This is a genomic window from Roseomonas sp. WA12 (assembly GCF_054165765.1).
Map to the genome: position 1 here is coordinate 290,305 of NZ_JBSTUI010000002.1, position 15,922 is coordinate 306,226.

9 protein-coding genes are annotated in these 15,922 nt (G+C 67.2%); 2 read left to right on the top strand and 7 right to left on the bottom strand.

Going from position 1 to position 15,922, the window contains the following annotated elements:
* Positions 1 to 2: 2 nt before the first annotated feature.
* The 4 genes from ACVBD7_RS23870 to ACVBD7_RS23885 form a co-directional block, all read right to left on the bottom strand.
* Positions 3 to 764, bottom strand: a complete 762-nt coding sequence (locus ACVBD7_RS23870) for an ABC transporter ATP-binding protein (RefSeq protein WP_458097999.1) — start codon at positions 762 to 764, stop codon at positions 3 to 5.
* Positions 758 to 1,750 carry an ABC transporter permease gene (locus ACVBD7_RS23875; RefSeq protein ID WP_458098000.1) on the bottom strand — a complete coding sequence of 331 codons (993 nt, stop codon included), beginning with the start codon at positions 1,748 to 1,750 and terminating at the stop codon, positions 758 to 760. Before ACVBD7_RS23875 ends, ACVBD7_RS23870 begins: the two co-directional genes overlap by 7 nt.
* On the bottom strand, positions 1,747 to 2,829 hold the full coding sequence (locus tag ACVBD7_RS23880; protein ID WP_458098001.1) for an ABC transporter substrate-binding protein: 1,083 nt from the start codon (positions 2,827 to 2,829) through the stop codon (positions 1,747 to 1,749). Before ACVBD7_RS23880 ends, ACVBD7_RS23875 begins: the two co-directional genes overlap by 4 nt.
* 330 nt (positions 2,830 to 3,159) lie before the next feature.
* Entirely contained in the window at positions 3,160 to 4,467 is a 1,308-nt protein-coding gene (locus ACVBD7_RS23885; protein ID WP_458098370.1) for an LLM class flavin-dependent oxidoreductase, read from the bottom strand.
* 327 nt (positions 4,468 to 4,794) lie between these two features.
* Here ACVBD7_RS23885 and ACVBD7_RS23890 point away from each other — a divergent pair, with 327 nt between their 5' ends.
* Positions 4,795 to 5,769, top strand: a complete 975-nt coding sequence (locus ACVBD7_RS23890) for a Bug family tripartite tricarboxylate transporter substrate binding protein (RefSeq protein WP_458098002.1) — start codon at positions 4,795 to 4,797, stop codon at positions 5,767 to 5,769.
* A 647-nt stretch (positions 5,770 to 6,416) separates the two neighbouring features.
* Here the strand turns inward: ACVBD7_RS23890 and ACVBD7_RS23895 are convergent.
* Together ACVBD7_RS23895 and ACVBD7_RS23900 are read right to left on the bottom strand one after the other, a co-directional pair.
* Positions 6,417 to 7,382 carry an IS5 family transposase gene (locus ACVBD7_RS23895; RefSeq protein ID WP_458098003.1) on the bottom strand — a complete coding sequence of 322 codons (966 nt, stop codon included), beginning with the start codon at positions 7,380 to 7,382 and terminating at the stop codon, positions 6,417 to 6,419.
* A gap of 957 nt (positions 7,383 to 8,339) precedes the next feature.
* Positions 8,340 to 11,624 (bottom strand): glycerophosphodiester phosphodiesterase family protein, encoded by a 3,285-nt coding sequence (locus tag ACVBD7_RS23900; RefSeq protein ID WP_458098004.1) that lies wholly within the window; start codon positions 11,622 to 11,624, stop codon positions 8,340 to 8,342.
* Positions 11,625 to 12,622: 998 nt separating this feature from the next.
* On the opposite strand from ACVBD7_RS23900, the gene sthA reads away from it, so the two are divergent.
* Positions 12,623 to 14,050, top strand: coding sequence for a Si-specific NAD(P)(+) transhydrogenase (gene sthA / locus ACVBD7_RS23905; protein WP_458098005.1), 1,428 nt, complete (start codon positions 12,623 to 12,625; stop codon positions 14,048 to 14,050).
* Between the two features lie 164 nt (positions 14,051 to 14,214).
* Here the strand turns inward: sthA and ACVBD7_RS23910 are convergent, their stop codons facing one another.
* Positions 14,215 to 15,921, bottom strand: coding sequence for a Na/Pi cotransporter family protein (locus ACVBD7_RS23910; RefSeq protein WP_458098006.1), 1,707 nt, complete (start codon positions 15,919 to 15,921; stop codon positions 14,215 to 14,217).
* Between the last annotated feature and the right edge of the window lies 1 nt (position 15,922).

The following is a 15,922-nucleotide window of genomic DNA, read 5'->3' on the forward strand; positions in this document are numbered from 1 at the left end:
CCTCAGGCGGCCTGGCGCAGGCCGAGCGTGTCGAGCACCTCGCGCCGGAGCGCGACGAGATGCGGGTCGTCCCGGTGGCGCGGGAAGGGTCGGTTCACGGTGATCTCCGTCACTACCCGGGCGGGACGCGGTGAGAAGACGAGGACGCGCTCCGACATCAGGAGCGCCTCCTCCACGTCATGCGTCACGAGCAGGGTGGTGAAGCCCTCCCGCTGCCAGAGCGAGACCAGCTCCTCCTGCATGCGCAGGCGGGTGAGGCTGTCCAGCTTGCCCAGCGGCTCGTCTAGCAACAGCAGGCCCGGGCGGTTCACCAGCGCGCGGGCCAGCGCCGCCCGCTGCGCCATGCCGCCCGAGAGCTGGTGCGGAAGGGCCTCGGCGAACTCGTGCAGGCCGACGAGGCGCAGCGCCTCCTCCACCCTCGCGCCCTCGGTCTTCAGCAGACCGCGGGCCTCAAGCCCCAGCGCGGCATTGGCGCGCACGCTGCGCCAGGGATAGAGGGTGGGGTCCTGGAACATCAGCACGCGGGAGGGATCGGGGCCGGTGATCGGCATCCCATCGGCCTCCAGCGTGCCGCGCCGCGGCGGCTCCAGCCCCGCCACCAGCCGGAGCAGGGTGGATTTTCCACAGCCCGACGGCCCGAGCAGCGCGACGGAGCCGCCGGGACGGACATCCAGGTCCACGTCCTCCAGCACCGGCAGGTCCTGCCCCTTGAAGGCGAAGGCGTGATGGATGCCGCGCAGGCGCAGCTCGATCGGGTTCACCACCGCACCACCCCCTTCTGCCAGGCAAGCTTCCAGTCCCGCACACGGAACAGCAGCGTGACGAGGCCGGTGCACATCGCCGCCATCACCAGCAGCGCGGCATAGACGTTGGGATAGGCCGCCCAGCCCTGGGACCACTGCATGTAGAAGCCGAGCCCCGCCTTTACCCCCATCATCTCCGCCACGACGAGAACCGAGAAGGAGGCGCCGAGCCCCATGAAGAGCCCGACGAAGACCGAGGGCAGGGCCGCCGGGACGGCCACCTTGCGGATCAGGAACCAGGGCTTCGCACCCATGGTGCGCGCCACGTCGTAGAAGCTGCCCGACACGGAGGCGACGCCGGACCAGGTGAGGACGGCGACCGGGAAGAAGCTCGCCAGCGCGATGAGGAAGGTGCTGGCCTGTCGGCTGGTCGAGAAGGCGAAGAAGGCGATCGGCAGCCAGGCCGTTGCGGGCAGCGGCCCGATCAGCCGCAGCACTGGTTGCGCCCAGTAGCCGACCTGACGCGACCACCCCATTGCCACCCCCACCACGAAGCCGACGGCGGCCCCGAGGAGATAGCCGGGCAGCAGCAGCAGCACCGAGTGCAGCACGCTTTCGCCAAGCTTCGCGTAGTCGTCCGTGAAGACCTCGAGCAGGGCCTGGGGCGCGACGAAGAAGGGCCGCGGCAGGATGTCCAGCTTCGCGGTCACCAGTTCCCAGGCGACGAGGCCCGCGGCAAGGGCGACGAGCCAGGGCCCGGCGGGCCGCAACCGCCCAAGGGGCCCGGGCGCGCCGGCCAGCCCCGCGGCAAGGAACACGATGCCCAGCACCGCCGCAGCGCCGCCGAGCAGCTCCGTGAGCCCGTACTCGTCCGAGTCAGGCCAAGCGAGGATGACGACCGCGGCCGCCAGCCAGGCCAGGCCGGCCAGGGCGCCGCCCCCCCAGGCGCGCCAGGGCCGCGCCTCCCGCGCGGCAGGGACGAGCCCCGCCTCCGCGGTCGCACTCACGACAGCACGTCCGCGAAGACGCGCTCGGAGAAGCGCGTCGGGTCGGTGTTCGGGCGCATGACCTGCACCAGCTTAAGTTCCTCCGTGTAGCGCGCGATCTCCCAGCGGAGGCCGGCGCCCACGGGATGGTGGTGATGCGTGTGGGCACGGATCATGTCCTCGAGATCCGCGACGGGCGCCCGCGCATAGGGGGCGAAGATGCGCGCGGCCTCGGCAGGGTTCGCCACCACCCAGTCCTGCGCCTCTAGCAACGCGGCGGTCAGGGCGCGGGCGGCGGGCCGGTCACGGCGGATCAGGTTGCCCCGCACCCCCAGCACGCAGCAGGCGCGGTTCGCCCACTCTCCGGTGAGATTGTTGGAGATCTCGTGCAGCCTGTCGCGCTTCTGGATCACGTAGCCTAGCGGGTCGCTGAGCGAGAAGGCCTGCACCTCCCCGCGCTGCAATGCTGCGCCCAGCAGGTCTGCCGGGAACTGGCGCCAGGTAACGTCCCGCGTCGGGTCGACGCCCTTCTGCGCCAGGAGGATTGAGAAGAAGTTCTTGTCCGGCCCCGCCATGTCCGGCACGCCGATCGTCTGGCCGCGCAGGCTCTCCAAGGTTGTGAAGGCGGAATTCGGTGCCGAGAAGAGGCGCAGGCACCCGCCATGGATCGCGCTGGTGAACTTTACGTCGAATCCGCTCTCCAACGGCTTCAGCCAGCGCAGCGCCATGCCGACCCCGGCATCCGCCTTGCCCGTCGCGATCGCTTCCAGCAGCTGGTCCGTGGTGCCGCCGAAGTTGATCAGCTCCACCTTCAAGTTGTGCCGATCGAAGATGCCGGTCTGCTCGGCGACGGGAACACCGACGGTGCAGACCGCGTTCGCGTTCCAGGTCAGCTTCAGCTCGCGCCGCTCGCCCGGGGCCGCGGCCGCCGGGGATCCGGTGCTGACGCGGCAGATGGCGGAGGCATCGAAGCCGGAGGGCAACCCGGCCTCGCGCGACGCGATGCGGGGGTAGGCTGCCATTCCGCCAAGGGGCAGGGCAGCACCGAGCAGACCGGCGGTGCGCAGCATCGCGCGCCGCCCGGAGCGGGACGTCGTCATAGGTGGATCCTCATTAGCTCGGCGATGGGCCGGGATGTTACTCGCGGGTTCCGCGTCAGACCGGTTGTTGCGTGCGCGGAACTCGACACGGCGCAGTGCCGTGCAGTCCGCTCGTCCGTGCGCCGCAAAACCTTATCTTCATGGCAGCAGGCTAGTTGCGTGCCCGCCGCGAGGAAACAGAGGCGTTTTCTAAAGATCCTGCGGGTAGAAAAAGGGACATGCTCCCGATGCATGTCCCGACAGCAATGTCATCCCGGTGCAAGATCACGAGGCGCTGTCGCGGGCGCGCGGCAGGGTAGCGGCGCGAGCGAGCCCGCAAGGACGATCAGACTACGCGCCCGCCGCCACTCGCGCGAAGCGGCTCTCCGGCCGGGCGAGGCCGAGATGATCCCGCAGCATCACCCCCTCGTAGCGCTCGCGGAAAAGACCGCGCCGGCGCAGGATCGGCACGACGAGATCGACGAAGTCATCGAACTGGCCGGGGAAGAAGGGAGGCATGATGTTGAAGCCGTCCGCAGCACCGCCCGTGAACCACTCCTCCAGCGCGTCCGCGACCTGCTCGGGCGTACCCCAGACGATGCGGTGGCCACGCGCGCCGGCAACGAGGTAGTACAGGTCGCGCAACGTCATCCGCTCGCGCCGTGCAAGGTCCGTCAGCAACTTCGCACGGGAGCGGAGCTGGTCGGATTCAGGCAGGTCCGGAAGCGGCTCGTCAAGCGGAAGGGCCGAGACATCGTGGCCCAGCCGATCCGAGAGCAGCGCAAGCGCTGCCGCCGGGTCGATCCAGCCCTGGAGCTGTGCATAGAGCGCGCGGGCCTCCTCCTCCGTCCGGCCGAGGACAGGGCACACGCCAGGCATGATGAGCAGGCTCGCGGGGTCTCGCCCATGCCGCAGCATCCGCTCCTTCACGCTGCGATAGAACTCGCGGCCCTCCTCCAGCGTCTGCTGCGCGGTAAAGACCACATCCGCCGTGCGCGCGGCCAGTTCCTGCCCGGGCTCGGAGGAGCCGGCCTGGATGACCACCGGATGCCCCTGCGGCGGGCGCGAGACGTTCAGCGGACCCTTCACCGAGAAGTACCGCCCCTTGTGGTTCAGCGCATGGAGCCGCGCGGGGTCCACATAGACGTTCGCCGCCTTGTCCTTCAGGACTGCTCCGTCCTCGAAGCTGTCCCAGAGGCCGCGGACGACGGTGAGATACTCCTCCGCGATGGCGTAGCGCTCGTCATGCGACGGGTGCTCTCCGCGCGAGAAGTTCGCGGCCGAGCGGGCATAGGAGGTCGTGACGGCGTTCCAGGCCGCACGGCCGCCGCTTACGTGATCGAGCGAGGCAAAGACACGCGCGGTGTGGAAGGGCTCGCCATAGGTGGTCGAGGCCGTGGCGGCCAGGCCGATATGGGTCGTGACCATGGCGAGGGCCGCGAGCAGCGTCAGCGGCTCCAACCGCGCTACCGTGGAGGGATGAGCGTCCGCCCCGGTCGTCAACCCGTCCGCCAGGAAGAACAGATCGAAGGTGCCGCGCTCCGCGGTGCGGGCGACGTGCTGGACGAGGGCCAGATTCTCGCCGCCCGCCTGGGCGTCGGGGTGCCGCCAGCCCGCAACATGGTGCCCCGCCATCTGGGCGAACAGCCCGAGGCTCATCTGGCGCGGGCGAGGATCGCCGGATGCCCGAGCCGTGCCGGCGCTCTCATCCTTGATCAATGTCGTCCGTCCTCGCCGATGTCTCAACCTCGCCGGCGAAGAACATCCCGACCGCGGGCCCGTCAAGCTGCGCGCCCGCCATGCCGGCCCGGACGGGTCGGCCGCGATGACCGCAAGAATGAGATCTTCTCCCGTCGTCGCCAGAAAGGGGACGCAGCTTCTCCACCTTCGCCGATCTTTGGAATGCCATTCCATTCCGAACGCATCACCCCGGAAATATAACAGCATGGCTGCAAGACGCGGCCTGAACAGACGATGGGGATCCGGATGGCTCGACTGGTTCCGTTCCTGATGGGCCGCCGCGCGTTCTCCGCATCGGCGCTCGGCCTGATCGCGGGCGCCGCACACGCACAGGAACCCTGGCCACAGCGGCCCCTGCGCGTCGTGATCCCCTGGCCCCCGGGCGGCCAGGTGGACCGGTATGGCCGCCCCCTGGCCGATGCGCTGGGCCGCATTCTCGGGCAGCCCGTCGTGATCGAGAACAGGGGCGGCGCCGGCGGGCTGATCGGCGCGGAGCAGGTGAGCCGCGCGCGCCCGGACGGTTACACCCTCCTGCTGGCCAACAACACCGCCGTTATCGGCAGTGTGGCCAGCAACGCGGCCAATGCGCGCTTCGACACGCTCAAGGACTTCACACCCGTCGGCATCGTCCAGGAGAGTGCCGGTCTCTTCGTCGCGCACAGCTCGCTCGGCGCCCGTGATTTCGAAACTTTCGTGGAAGCGGCCCGGAAGAACGCGCAGCCCCTCCCATTCGCGTCCTCCGGGTCCGGCGCTGCCGCTTCCATGGCCGCCGAGGCGATGCGGCGTCGCTACGGGCTGGAGTTCCTGGAGGTGGTCTACCAGGGCGGTGGACCTCGCATGGCCGCGGTCCTCTCGGGTGAGGTGAAGTTCACCATGTTCGACATCAACCTCGTCCGCGAGCACCTGCAATCCGGCGCGCTGATCCCGCTGATCGGAACCGGCCCGACGCGCTTCGAGGAACTGCCCGATGTCCCGAGCTTCGGCGACATCGGGCTGACGGAGTTCGACTTCCGCAACTGGCAGGGCCTGTTCGTGCCATCGGGGGTCGCCCCCGCCATCCTCTCCAGGCTGCGCGAGGCCCTTGCCGAGGCCGTGCGCACGCCGGACTTCGTCCGCGTTGCGCAGGACGGCGGCAATGCCATCTTCCAGACCGGCGCAGAGGCTCAGGGCCGCATCGAGCGCGGCTTCCGGGACATCCGCGATCTCCAGGCGCGCGGTTGAGCGGCGCCCGACAGCAACCGGAACTCGGCGTGGCACGCGCCCGCCTCGCGCCTGGAGGGGTCAGGCGCATCCTCGCCCGTCTCGGCGGCTTGCTGAGCGCGCTTCTCGTCGCACCTGCGGACCCGCCAGATCAGGCCCGGACGCTTCACCGGACGACGATCAAGGGGACCCGACCGGTGGGCCAACGCTCGGGCGTTTTGCCGGCAGCTTGATTGCGAGGGCGCCGCGAGCGGAGAAAGGCTGCTGCGTTTAAACTCCCCTCCACAGCCCCAGAGAAGGTTCGCGCCCAGCTCCTACCGCTGCGGGCGAGGGGATTCGAAGTTTCGGCCCCAAACGCCACCGCTGCTCATCGAGCACATGCCGGCACTCTCAGGCATGACTGTGACTGGTCCGAACGGCTTCACCTGCTCGAGTGTGACCACCCCATCCCGCGCCAGTTAGAGTCCGGCGACGAGGGTGCTCACATAGGCTGTTCGTAGACGGAGCGCACGGTCAGGTGCATGCGCCGGGGACTGTGGCATGCAGTGCTCCAGCGCCAATGCGGTCGAGTGCTGCTTGAGCAGCTCGGCGATGCGCCGGAGGGCATCCAAACGACCTTGTTGCATCGATCAGAGCGTTGGATGCATCTGTCCCAGGAGCCCTGACGGTCAGGTGATGCGCACGTACTCCGGACGACCAAGATCCAACATGCGGTTCAGTACCTCGGCGGCGATGGCCACCTCGGTCGCTTGGCATCCGTCCGTTTGCGAGCGCAGGCCGTCACCGATGACGCGCTTCCAGCGCGATACGTCGGCCTCGACCAGGGCACGCCAGTTGTAGCCAGACGCTCTCCGCCAGCCCATGCGGCCGCACTCGGCGATGGTCTGCAGGTGGCGGTCTCGCGCTGTTGGGGCAGTCTCAGCCGACGCGCTTGGCACGGCACTCGATCGAGGCGGTACAATGATCTTTGCCCTGGGGTGACGGGCCGTGACCTCGGCATGGACATCGTCGCGGTCATGAGCTCCATCAGCGGTGACGGACGCTACAGGTCCGTCCAATCCCTCAAGTAGCGGGCCGACTTGTCCACCATCATCGGCATCGTGGCCCGTCAGCACCGACGCGACGATCCGCCCCGTGTCGGCGTCAGTAGCAAGGTGCAGTTTGCGCCACGACCGGCGCCGTCGTGTCCCGTGCTTCTCTGTCAGCCACTCGCCCGGCCCGCAGAGTTTTAGTCCCGTGCTGTCGACCAGCAGGTGCAGGGGCGCTTGCCCGCCGCGTGGCCGCGACACCTTGAGCGTCTCCGCCCGGCGGCTCAAGGTTGAGCGGTCGGGCACGGCGAGGTCCAGGCCAAGCAGTCCCACGACCGAAGCGATCAGGCCCTCTGTCTGGCGCAGTGCCAGATGGAACACGGCACGCAGTGTCAGCGCCGTAGCAATCGCCAGGTCCGAATAAGTTGGCTGCCCGCCGCGGGTGGTCCGGGGCGCCGCCCGCCAGCCCTCGATGGCTTCCTCGGTGAACCAAACCGTCAAGCTGCCACGAGCGCGCAGGCCTGCCTCATACTCCGCCCAGTTCGTCGCCCGATGCCGCTGCCGCGGGATCCGGTGGCGCCGGTCCTTGTTCACTTTGAAGGGCAAGGGCCGTGTCCCCCGTCGGTCATCGGGACGCTCCAGCCCCATCCTACCCTACCTCGGACTCACGCCCAATCCATGCACCACGGTCCCTCGGGCCAGCAAGTTGACGGTACCGGTCGGGCAGCTGCTGGACAAAATAGTCCGGGGTACGCCGGCAAAGCGGGAGAAGGTCGGGCGGCGGGATGGGTATGCGCGGCGGTTCGACAGGCAGGACGAGCGTGTGTCGTGGAAAACGGCGTGAAGCCCTCGTCATTCCGTCGGCCCCTCAGCGCTGTGTCGCCGGACTCTGCGGCAGCGAAGCATCGAATTCGTCGACCACTGCTTTCAAGGCTTCACATGCTGCCGGAGACGGAGAACTAGCCTCCTGGGCAGCGGCGATGGAAGCGGCTGCAGCGAGTGACGCGCCATCGAGAGATTCTCCATTAGACGGAGCCCTACTGACGGCGCGGGTAATCAAGTCCGTCAAGCTAACCTGGCGCGCCTTCTCCCACTCCGCCGTTCTAAGACCGCAGGACCGTGCCATGGCTGTCATTCGTATATATCCAACGTAGGACTGCACGTTCTCCATGGTGGTCACACCTGCCGGCGCGTGCTGCGCATCCTGTGCCTGAGCCCCGTAACAAACCAGCGCTAGCGTGGTCACGACAGCAAGGCCGCGCATCGGACAGCTACCTTTGAGGGAAGAGATAGTAACGCCGCAGTCCAAGCAGAGATGCACGGGCAGGCGTCGCTAGATCCCACCTCCACAGCGGAGCAATGATGACCTCGCTGCGAAACACCTGTTCAACACCCACCAACGACCGTTGGTCGGTCATGAACACCCCTTACCCTACTAGGCCAGCTCTCTGGAACATACGCTGAGTTGGCGGCCAGGCGCTTCCAAGGATGAAAGCCTGGCCGCGCCACCTCACGGACTACCATCTCCGTGCATGTGGATCCGTTTGCGACCTGACGAAGCTGTCAGACCACCCAGACATCTTGAGCGGCCAGCGCTGTGCCGGTCACCAGCGTGCCGATACGGATCGCGGCGGCCCCACCCGCACCATCCGCATCGTAAAGCAGGGTGCCGGAAGCCTGGTCGTAGAGGACGTGCTGGTCCGCCGTGGTCGCCACGCGCCCGGCCGCGAACTCCCCGGCCGCGATCGGGCCGGAACCCGACAGCGCCGCGAAAACATCGCCGTCCAGCTCGATCCGGTCCTCGCCACCGACGAAGTCCATCACGCGGGTCAGGTTGCCCTGGCCGCCCGGCGCGTCGAAGCGGAAGCGGTCCGCACCCTCGCCACCAAACAGGTGGTTCACGCCCGTGCCGCCCATCAGCAGGTCGTCACCGCCGTTGCCGTGAAGCGTGTCGTTCCCGGCGAGACCCGAGAGGATGTTGTCCTGCGCGTTGCCAAGGATGCGGTTACCGAGCGCATTGCCCATGCCCTCCACCGCCGTGCCCTCCATGATCAGCTTCTCGACGTTGTCGGTCAGCGTGTAGCTGATGGAAGCCGTGACGCGGTCGGATCCCTCACCCGCAAGCTCGACCACCACGTCCCCGGCGGAGTTGACGTCGTAGGCGTCATCGCCGGCACCGCCGACCATTTGGTCGTCCCCGGCCCCACCAATGAGCCGGTTGTCGCCGCCGCCACCGATCAGCTTGTTGTCCAGCGCGTTGCCGATAACGTCGGCATCGGAGGCGCCGCGTAGCTCGGCGTTCTCGACCGTGGCGGCGAGGGTGAGGCGGCCCTCGCCGGCATAGATGGCAGTGTCGGTGCCGGCGCTGCCCTTGGCGGCGGTGAGGCCCGCGGTCTCGAGCACCACGATGTCGTTGCCGCGTGGCTCGCCACCGGCGGTCGAAATGGAGCCCGGAACGGAGATTGCGCCGTCGCCGGCGCGGAGCTGGTCGACGATCGCGACGCCGGTACCGGGGAAGTCGGTGAAGAGGCCGTCAAAGCCGGATGCGATGACCTTCAGGTACTCCTCGACGGGGCGCTGCACCGTGCCGTCAGGGTTGAGGAAAGAGAAATACTCTTCGTCGCGCAGAGTGTAGATCACTGCCTCGATGCCGGCGTCATGGGCCCACTTCACTATGTCCATCTCCGCACCCGTCAGCTGGGCGGCGATGAGCGGGACGCCGTCGCCGTCGTAGTCCACGGGCGTCGTGAGAGGCGTGCTGGCGAAGACGTCCTCCTTGTAGGGGCTGATGACGTCCGCATAGAGGTCGGCCATGGCCTTGATCGCCTCGGCCGAGTAGAGGCCGCCGCCGCCCTTTTCCGCCACAGTCGTAGCTATGAGGGGGGGATCGAAGCCGTCGAACAGCGAGGGGTCGGCGCCGAGGGCATCATTGTCCGGGTCCAGGTGGAAGGCAATGTCGGGCGAGTAGTTGTTGTACATCAGCTGCACCAGCGGCACATCGATGCCGGCGGCGGGCATGATCTTCGTCTGCAGCTCGATGAGGTTCGCCATCTCGAAGGACTGGATGGAGACGCGGGTGGGGTCGGTGAAGCCGTTCTCCAGCAGCGTGTCGACCAGCAGCTGGCTGGTGTCGACGCCGATGCGGATGCCGTCGGCGTAGACGCCATTGTACTCGAAATAGGTGGGGTGCTTGGTCTCGGGGATGATGCTGATCTTCACGCCCGTTTCGGCCTCCACCTGCTTGACGAGGTTGATCACCTCCTCGAGCGTCGGGATGCGGAACTGGTCGTTGTACTCGGCATTGTCCGGGCGGAGCTGCGGGATGCGCTCGCGGGCGTAGAGGGTCTTCAGCTCGGCGAGAGTGAAGTCCTCCACCCACCAATCGGTGACGGTCTCGCCCTCCAGCACCTTCGTCACGCGGCGATCGGCAAACTCCGGGTGGTCGGCGATATCGGTGGTGCCACTCAGCAGCGGCTCGTGGCGGTCCACCAGCACGCCGTCCTTCGTCAGCACGAGGTCGGGCTCGATCACCTTGGCACCGAGGCGGATGGCCTCCTCATAGGCTTCCAGCGTGTGCTCGGGGCGGGTGCCGCTGGCGCCGCGATGGGCAATGATCGTGGGGGCGTCGCCGGTCAACGTGTCGAACTCCGGGTCCAACTGCAGGTCCACCGAGACGAGGCGGTGGTCGGAGGCGGGAAAGCCGTTGGGCGGCAGGCTGGGGCTGTAGTTGCCGGCGAGTGGGAAGAGCGGGTCTGCGGCACCGGGCCAGAAAACCTGACCCGCCACGGGGGTAAGGCCGGCGGCGGAGGGCAGGACGTAGTCGGCGCGGAGATTGCCGGGGGCGTTGTCCGCGAAGTCGGCGGTGTCCTGGTTCGGGTTGTCGGTGTGGCTGTTGTTGGCGCCGCCCTGAGCGGCGGCGGCCTCGGCGGCGCCGGCGGAAATGGGTGTGAGGCTCGCGTCGATGACGGGGTTCTCGAGAAGCTGAAGAGCGGCAGAACCCACGCTATCGCCGTCATTCGGGTCGGCGTTCATGTCGCCCATGATGACGAAGCGGGCGCCGGCCTCGAGGCCGCCGGTGTTGCCCTTATCGTCATAGATGTAGTCGCCGCGGCCGGGGGTGACGTAGTCCGAGATGAGGCGGATCTCGTCGGCGTTGCGTAGACCGTTGCGGTCTTCCGAGCCGTCGAAGGTCGGCGGGGTGGGGTGGGCGACAATGACGTGCAGGATCTCGCCATCGATGCGCACGGGGATGTCCCAGTGGCTCTTGGAGGAGAGACGGAGCATCGCGAGTTCCTCGGGCGAGTAGAAGTCGCCGAGTGCGGTGGTGGAGACGTCGTCCGGCAGGCGGGGGCCGGGCATGTCCTTCCAAAGGAAGGTTTGGAAGGTGCGGATGTCCTCGTAGACGATCTCGTACTTGGAATAGATCGCCATGCCGTACTGGCCGGCGTAGCTGCCGAAGCCGAGGGCGTCGTCGCCGTAGCCTGCGGCGCCGGGGGTGATGACGGTGACGCCGTTGTTGTTCAGGTCGAAGCCGGAGGCGATGCCGGTGTTGGACGGTGCGGTGAAGGCGTAGCCGTAGTCGATCGCCTGGCCGCCGCCACTGGCGAGGTTGAGCGTATTCTGGCCGACCGCGAGGTAGTTGTCGCGGAACAGGTTGAGCGCCTGGTTGCCGGAGACATAGTCAAACTCGTTGATGAGCAGGATGTCGGGCGCGGCGCGCTGGACGATTTCGGCGACGGTGCGGGCCTGGAGGTTGTCGGGGGTGGAGAGGTCGGCGACGAGCTGCCCCTCGGCGTTGCGATTCAGCGACGCGTTGAAGGTCGCCACGCGGAATTCGGTCTGCGCCATTCTGGCCTCTCCCCGGTCTGCGGGCCGGCCGGCATTCTGCCGACGGGTACCCGAAGCAAGGGGAAAGGCTTAGCCGGCCAGTCGTGCCGGGCCGGTGTGGGTTCCGTGAAGCTTCGTTGTCCAAGCAATCGTGAGCCGCTGAAAAACGAGCATGGCTTCGAACTGTCCTAGGCGGAGTACCGACAAAGGACACAGCAGCTGTCGCGGAGGCAATCACCGCCTCCGTGCCTTTCCCTCTGCCTACTCTAGACTGCAAAACTCAAGTACTGCTGGTGATCCCTCACGCCCAAGTCGCGCTTCACAATGGCGGCTTTCCTATAGTGGCAGACTGTTTGCACGCTGAGGGTGGAATGCATGGTGGTGTGACTTGCGTGCCGCGAGCAGGGGGACGTTAATACCGCCAGCTGGTTAAGGACCAAGCACGTCAGCTGCCACGCATTGAGCTCTCGCCTCCCTCGTAGGTCGCCGCCTTGGCCTCCGCTCGCTCGACCAGCTTCGGCAGATCACCCGCATACTCGGACCGGTAGACAAGGGGTGCTTCGTTCGGCGGGAACACTGTTACCGTCCACCCGGTGCAGCTATGTTCCGCAATCTGAAGCCGCGACGCGCCAAGCGTCCTAGTCTCGACAACCTGCATGATGAGCCCCCATGTCGTTGGCGCTGCGCAGGTACCCGAGCCCCTGTCACTCCGGCCAGCGACTAGCGGTTGTGGGGGGCCGGTCAGTGTAGCGTTCATACCGCCAACACGAACTGCTTCCGATCTATCCGTTCCAACCAGCGTTTGTTCCCTAGCCTTACCTGATTGTGGGTTGGCTGAACTGGAAGCGCGTTTACGTCCCAGACCTTTAGCTATCTAGGCGCACTGCTGGCGGTGGTAGCAACAGGCTGATCGAGAGAAGCTTCGATGACGCTGGCGCCCAGCTCGGAACCGCCAGCTTGACAGCCGCCCCACCTCCCTGGCCTGCCTACCGTGGTCAAAAGGGACAGGGCTCACGGGCATGGTACGATACGATCTCGTCGTTGTCGGGAGCGGTCCCTCTGGGCGACGGGCCGCCGTTCAGGCCGCCAAGCTGGGCTGCTCAGTGCTGGTTATCGAGAAGGGACGGCGTGTGGGTGGCGTGTCGGTCCACACCGGCACCATTCCCTCAAAGACACTCCGCGAGACCGTGCTGAACCTAACCGGCTGGCGGGAGCGCGGCTTCTACGGGCTTGCCTACCGCGTGAAGAAGGATATCGAGGCGGGCGACCTGATGGCCCGGCTACACAAGACCCTGGAGCATGAGGTCGAAACGCTCGATCACCAGTTCGCCCGGAACCGCGTGGATGTGGTGCGCGGCCTGGCCAGCTTTGTGGACCCACACCGGATCGAGGTGCAGGTCGAGGCCGGAGAGAGCCGGGTGGTGGAGGCGGCCCGCATCGTGCTGGCTGTAGGCACCCGTCCGCTGCGCCCGGCGCACATCCCATTTAACGGCGAGACGGTGCTCGACAGTGACGAGCTTGTGGAGATCAAGACGCTGCCGCGGTCCTTGACCGTGGTCGGCGCTGGCGTCATCGGGGTGGAGTACGCCACTATCTTCTCTGCCCTCGATGTCCGCGTGACGTTGGTGGAGCCACGAAGCAGCCTTCTCGACTTCATCGATCGCGAGCTGGTGGACGACTTCGTGCACCAATTGCGCGACCGTGGCCTGAACTTCCGCCTGGGGTCGAAGGTAGAGGCCATCCAGTTCGAAGGTGGCCAGCCCGTGGCGATCCTGGAGGGTGGCCGACGCGTGCGGTCCGAGATGCTGCTCTTCACCGCCGGCCGCGTCGGCGCCACCGACACGATCAACCTCACCGCCTGCGGCCTGGAATCCGATGCGCGAGGCCGCCTGACGGTGAATCCGCAGACCTTCCAGACCGCGGTGCCGCATATCTACGCCACCGGGGACGTGATCGGCTTTCCCAGCCTTGCCTCCACCTCGCTGGAGCAGGGCCGCATCGCCGCCTGCCACGCCTGCGGCCAGCCCCTGCCGCCTGCACCGGCCTTCTTCCCTTACGGCATCTACTCCGTGCCCGAGATCTCCACAGTGGGGCTGACCGAGGAGGAGGTGCGCCGCACCGGCACGCCCTATGAGTGCGGCATCGCGCGATTCCGGGAGACCTCGCGCGGGCACATCATGGGGCTGAACGGCGGCCTTCTGAAGATGATCTTTTCCATGGAGACGCGGCGGCTGCTGGGCGTGCACATCGTGGGTGAGGGTGCGACCGAACTGGTCCATATCGGCCAGGCTGTGCTGAACCTCGGCGGCACTCTGGACTACTTCATCGACAACACGTTCAACTACCCGACCCTCGCCGAGGCCTATAAAATCGCTGCCCTCGATGCCTGGAATCGCATGACGCCGCGCAGCGAGGCGGTGGCCGAGGTGACCGCCTCGACGCCCTGACCGCCGGTCCACGGCGCGGCGGTCAGTTGACCGCCGCATGCTCGGCCGCTGGATGAGAAGGTCAACCGCGCCTGCAAGCTGAGCACCAAAGTCGGGCCGGGTCTCCGATGCAACGGATGGGCGGTATCGCCCCAGGCATTTCCTGGGCAATACCGTCTTCCGCCTCACTCGGCCGGGAGTGGCTGAAACCCCAGTCCGGGCGCCTGCAGAACCGGCGAGGTGGACAGGACCACCGCCCGGGGCACGGAACGGCGCTCTCCGTCCAGCCGCTCCGTTGCTTGGAACACCCGCTCCGCACTGCCGAGCAGGGCAAGGATCGCGCCCCGCTCGCCCGGCGGCACGGCAACGCTCAGGGCGAGCGTCCGCTCCCGCAGGGTGGCTAGCAGGGCTGCGCCCTCGCTATCTGCCCGGGCCACGGGGCCCTGGCCTGACGGCAGCACCGTGGCGAGGTTGCGGCTGATCCCATCCAAGAGACCATCCACCACCGGCTTGGCTTCGGGCGAGAACTCCTCCCGCAGGATGCGCCGGGCCACTTGATGCAACATGTCGCTCAGATTGGCGGCGACGTCCGCTTCCTCGATCAGGCTGGCCACCAGCTCGGCCTGGCCGGGGGCAAGGTTCTGGGTGAAGAGCGAGGCCGCGAAGGACCGCGTGTCCCGGTTGAGGAGATCAAGCGCCGTGTGATGCTCCGCCGGCAGGCGCGGGGCAGTGGGCACGCCACGCGCCGTATCGATGAACAGCGTGCTGGCCTGAACGTGCCGCGCGAGCTCCTGCTGCACGGCGGGCAGCGCCCGAGAGAGGTCGCCCCGGGCCTCGGCGGACAGGTATTTCGGCGTGGAATAGTCCTCCACATCCTCCGAGGCGTCGCGGCCGATGCGCGACAGCACGCGCTCGAACACGCCGATGAAGGGATAGAGGAGGATAACGTTGAAGATGTTGAAGAAGGTCGAGTAGACGCCGATCGCGACCGGCACGAGCGGGTAGGTCTCGCGCCCGTTCGTCATGACAGGCACGCCGGGGTCGCCGCCGAACCAGCCCATGGCGAAGCGCAGCACATCCATGGAGAGGAAGAAGAGCGGGATGGTTACGGCAACGCCGATGATGTTGAAGGAAATGTGAGCGTAAGCCGCGCGCTTGGCGTTGCGCGACAGGTTCAGCGACGCCATCCAGGAGGTGATGGTGGTGCCGAGGTCGGCACCGAGGGAGAAGGCCACAGCCGTCTGCCAGTCCAGCACACCCGAGGCGCCCAGCCCCATGACGATGCCGATGGTGGCGGAGGAAGAGTGGATGAGCGCCGTGATCAGCGCGGCGGTCACCACGCAGGCCAGCAGGCCGCCGAAGGTCTGAGCGTTCAAGCCGGAAATGGCCGACATCACCTCAGGCATGCTGCGCAGCGGACGCAGGCCGCCGGTCATGAGGTTCAACCCGTAAAAGATCAGCGCGAAGCCCATGCAGGCCAGCGCGATGTTCTTCACCTTGTCCGACTTGGCGAAGATGTAGACGAGGGCAAAGACGCCGCCGAGCAGCAGACCTAGCGGGCCCAGCGGCAGGGCGATCAGCCCGTTGCCTAGGGTTGTGCCGATATTGGCGCCCATGATCACGCTGATCGCCGGGCGTAACCCGACCACCCCCGCATTCACTAAGCCGACGACCATCACCGTCATCGCCGTGGAGGACTGGATGACGCCGGTGATCAGCGTGCCGGCGAGCACGCCCTTGGCCGGGGTGCCCGCAATGCGCGCCAGCAGGTTGCGCATCTTGGTCACGGCCAGGGCCTGAATGCCGTTGGCCATAAATTCGAGGCCGAGCATGAAGATGCCCAACCCTCCGATCACAGGCACGATCACCTGGGTAAAAAGATCAACTTGCATG

What these genes read in the sequence shown, in the direction of transcription:
- ACVBD7_RS23880 (WP_458098001.1), bottom strand. Translation starts at nt 2,829, where the DNA reads ATGACGACGTCCCGCTCCGGGCGGCGCGCGATGCTGCGCACCGCCGGT.
- ACVBD7_RS23885 (WP_458098370.1), bottom strand. Translation starts at nt 4,467, where the DNA reads ATGAGCCTCGGGCTGTTCGCCCAGATGGCGGGGCACCATGTTGCGGGC.
- ACVBD7_RS23890 (WP_458098002.1), top strand. Translation starts at nt 4,795, where the DNA reads ATGGCTCGACTGGTTCCGTTCCTGATGGGCCGCCGCGCGTTCTCCGCA.
- ACVBD7_RS23900 (WP_458098004.1), bottom strand. Translation starts at nt 11,624, where the DNA reads ATGGCGCAGACCGAATTCCGCGTGGCGACCTTCAACGCGTCGCTGAAT.
- sthA (WP_458098005.1), top strand. Translation starts at nt 12,623, where the DNA reads ATGGTACGATACGATCTCGTCGTTGTCGGGAGCGGTCCCTCTGGGCGA.
- ACVBD7_RS23910 (WP_458098006.1), bottom strand. Translation starts at nt 15,921, where the DNA reads ATGCAAGTTGATCTTTTTACCCAGGTGATCGTGCCTGTGATCGGAGGG.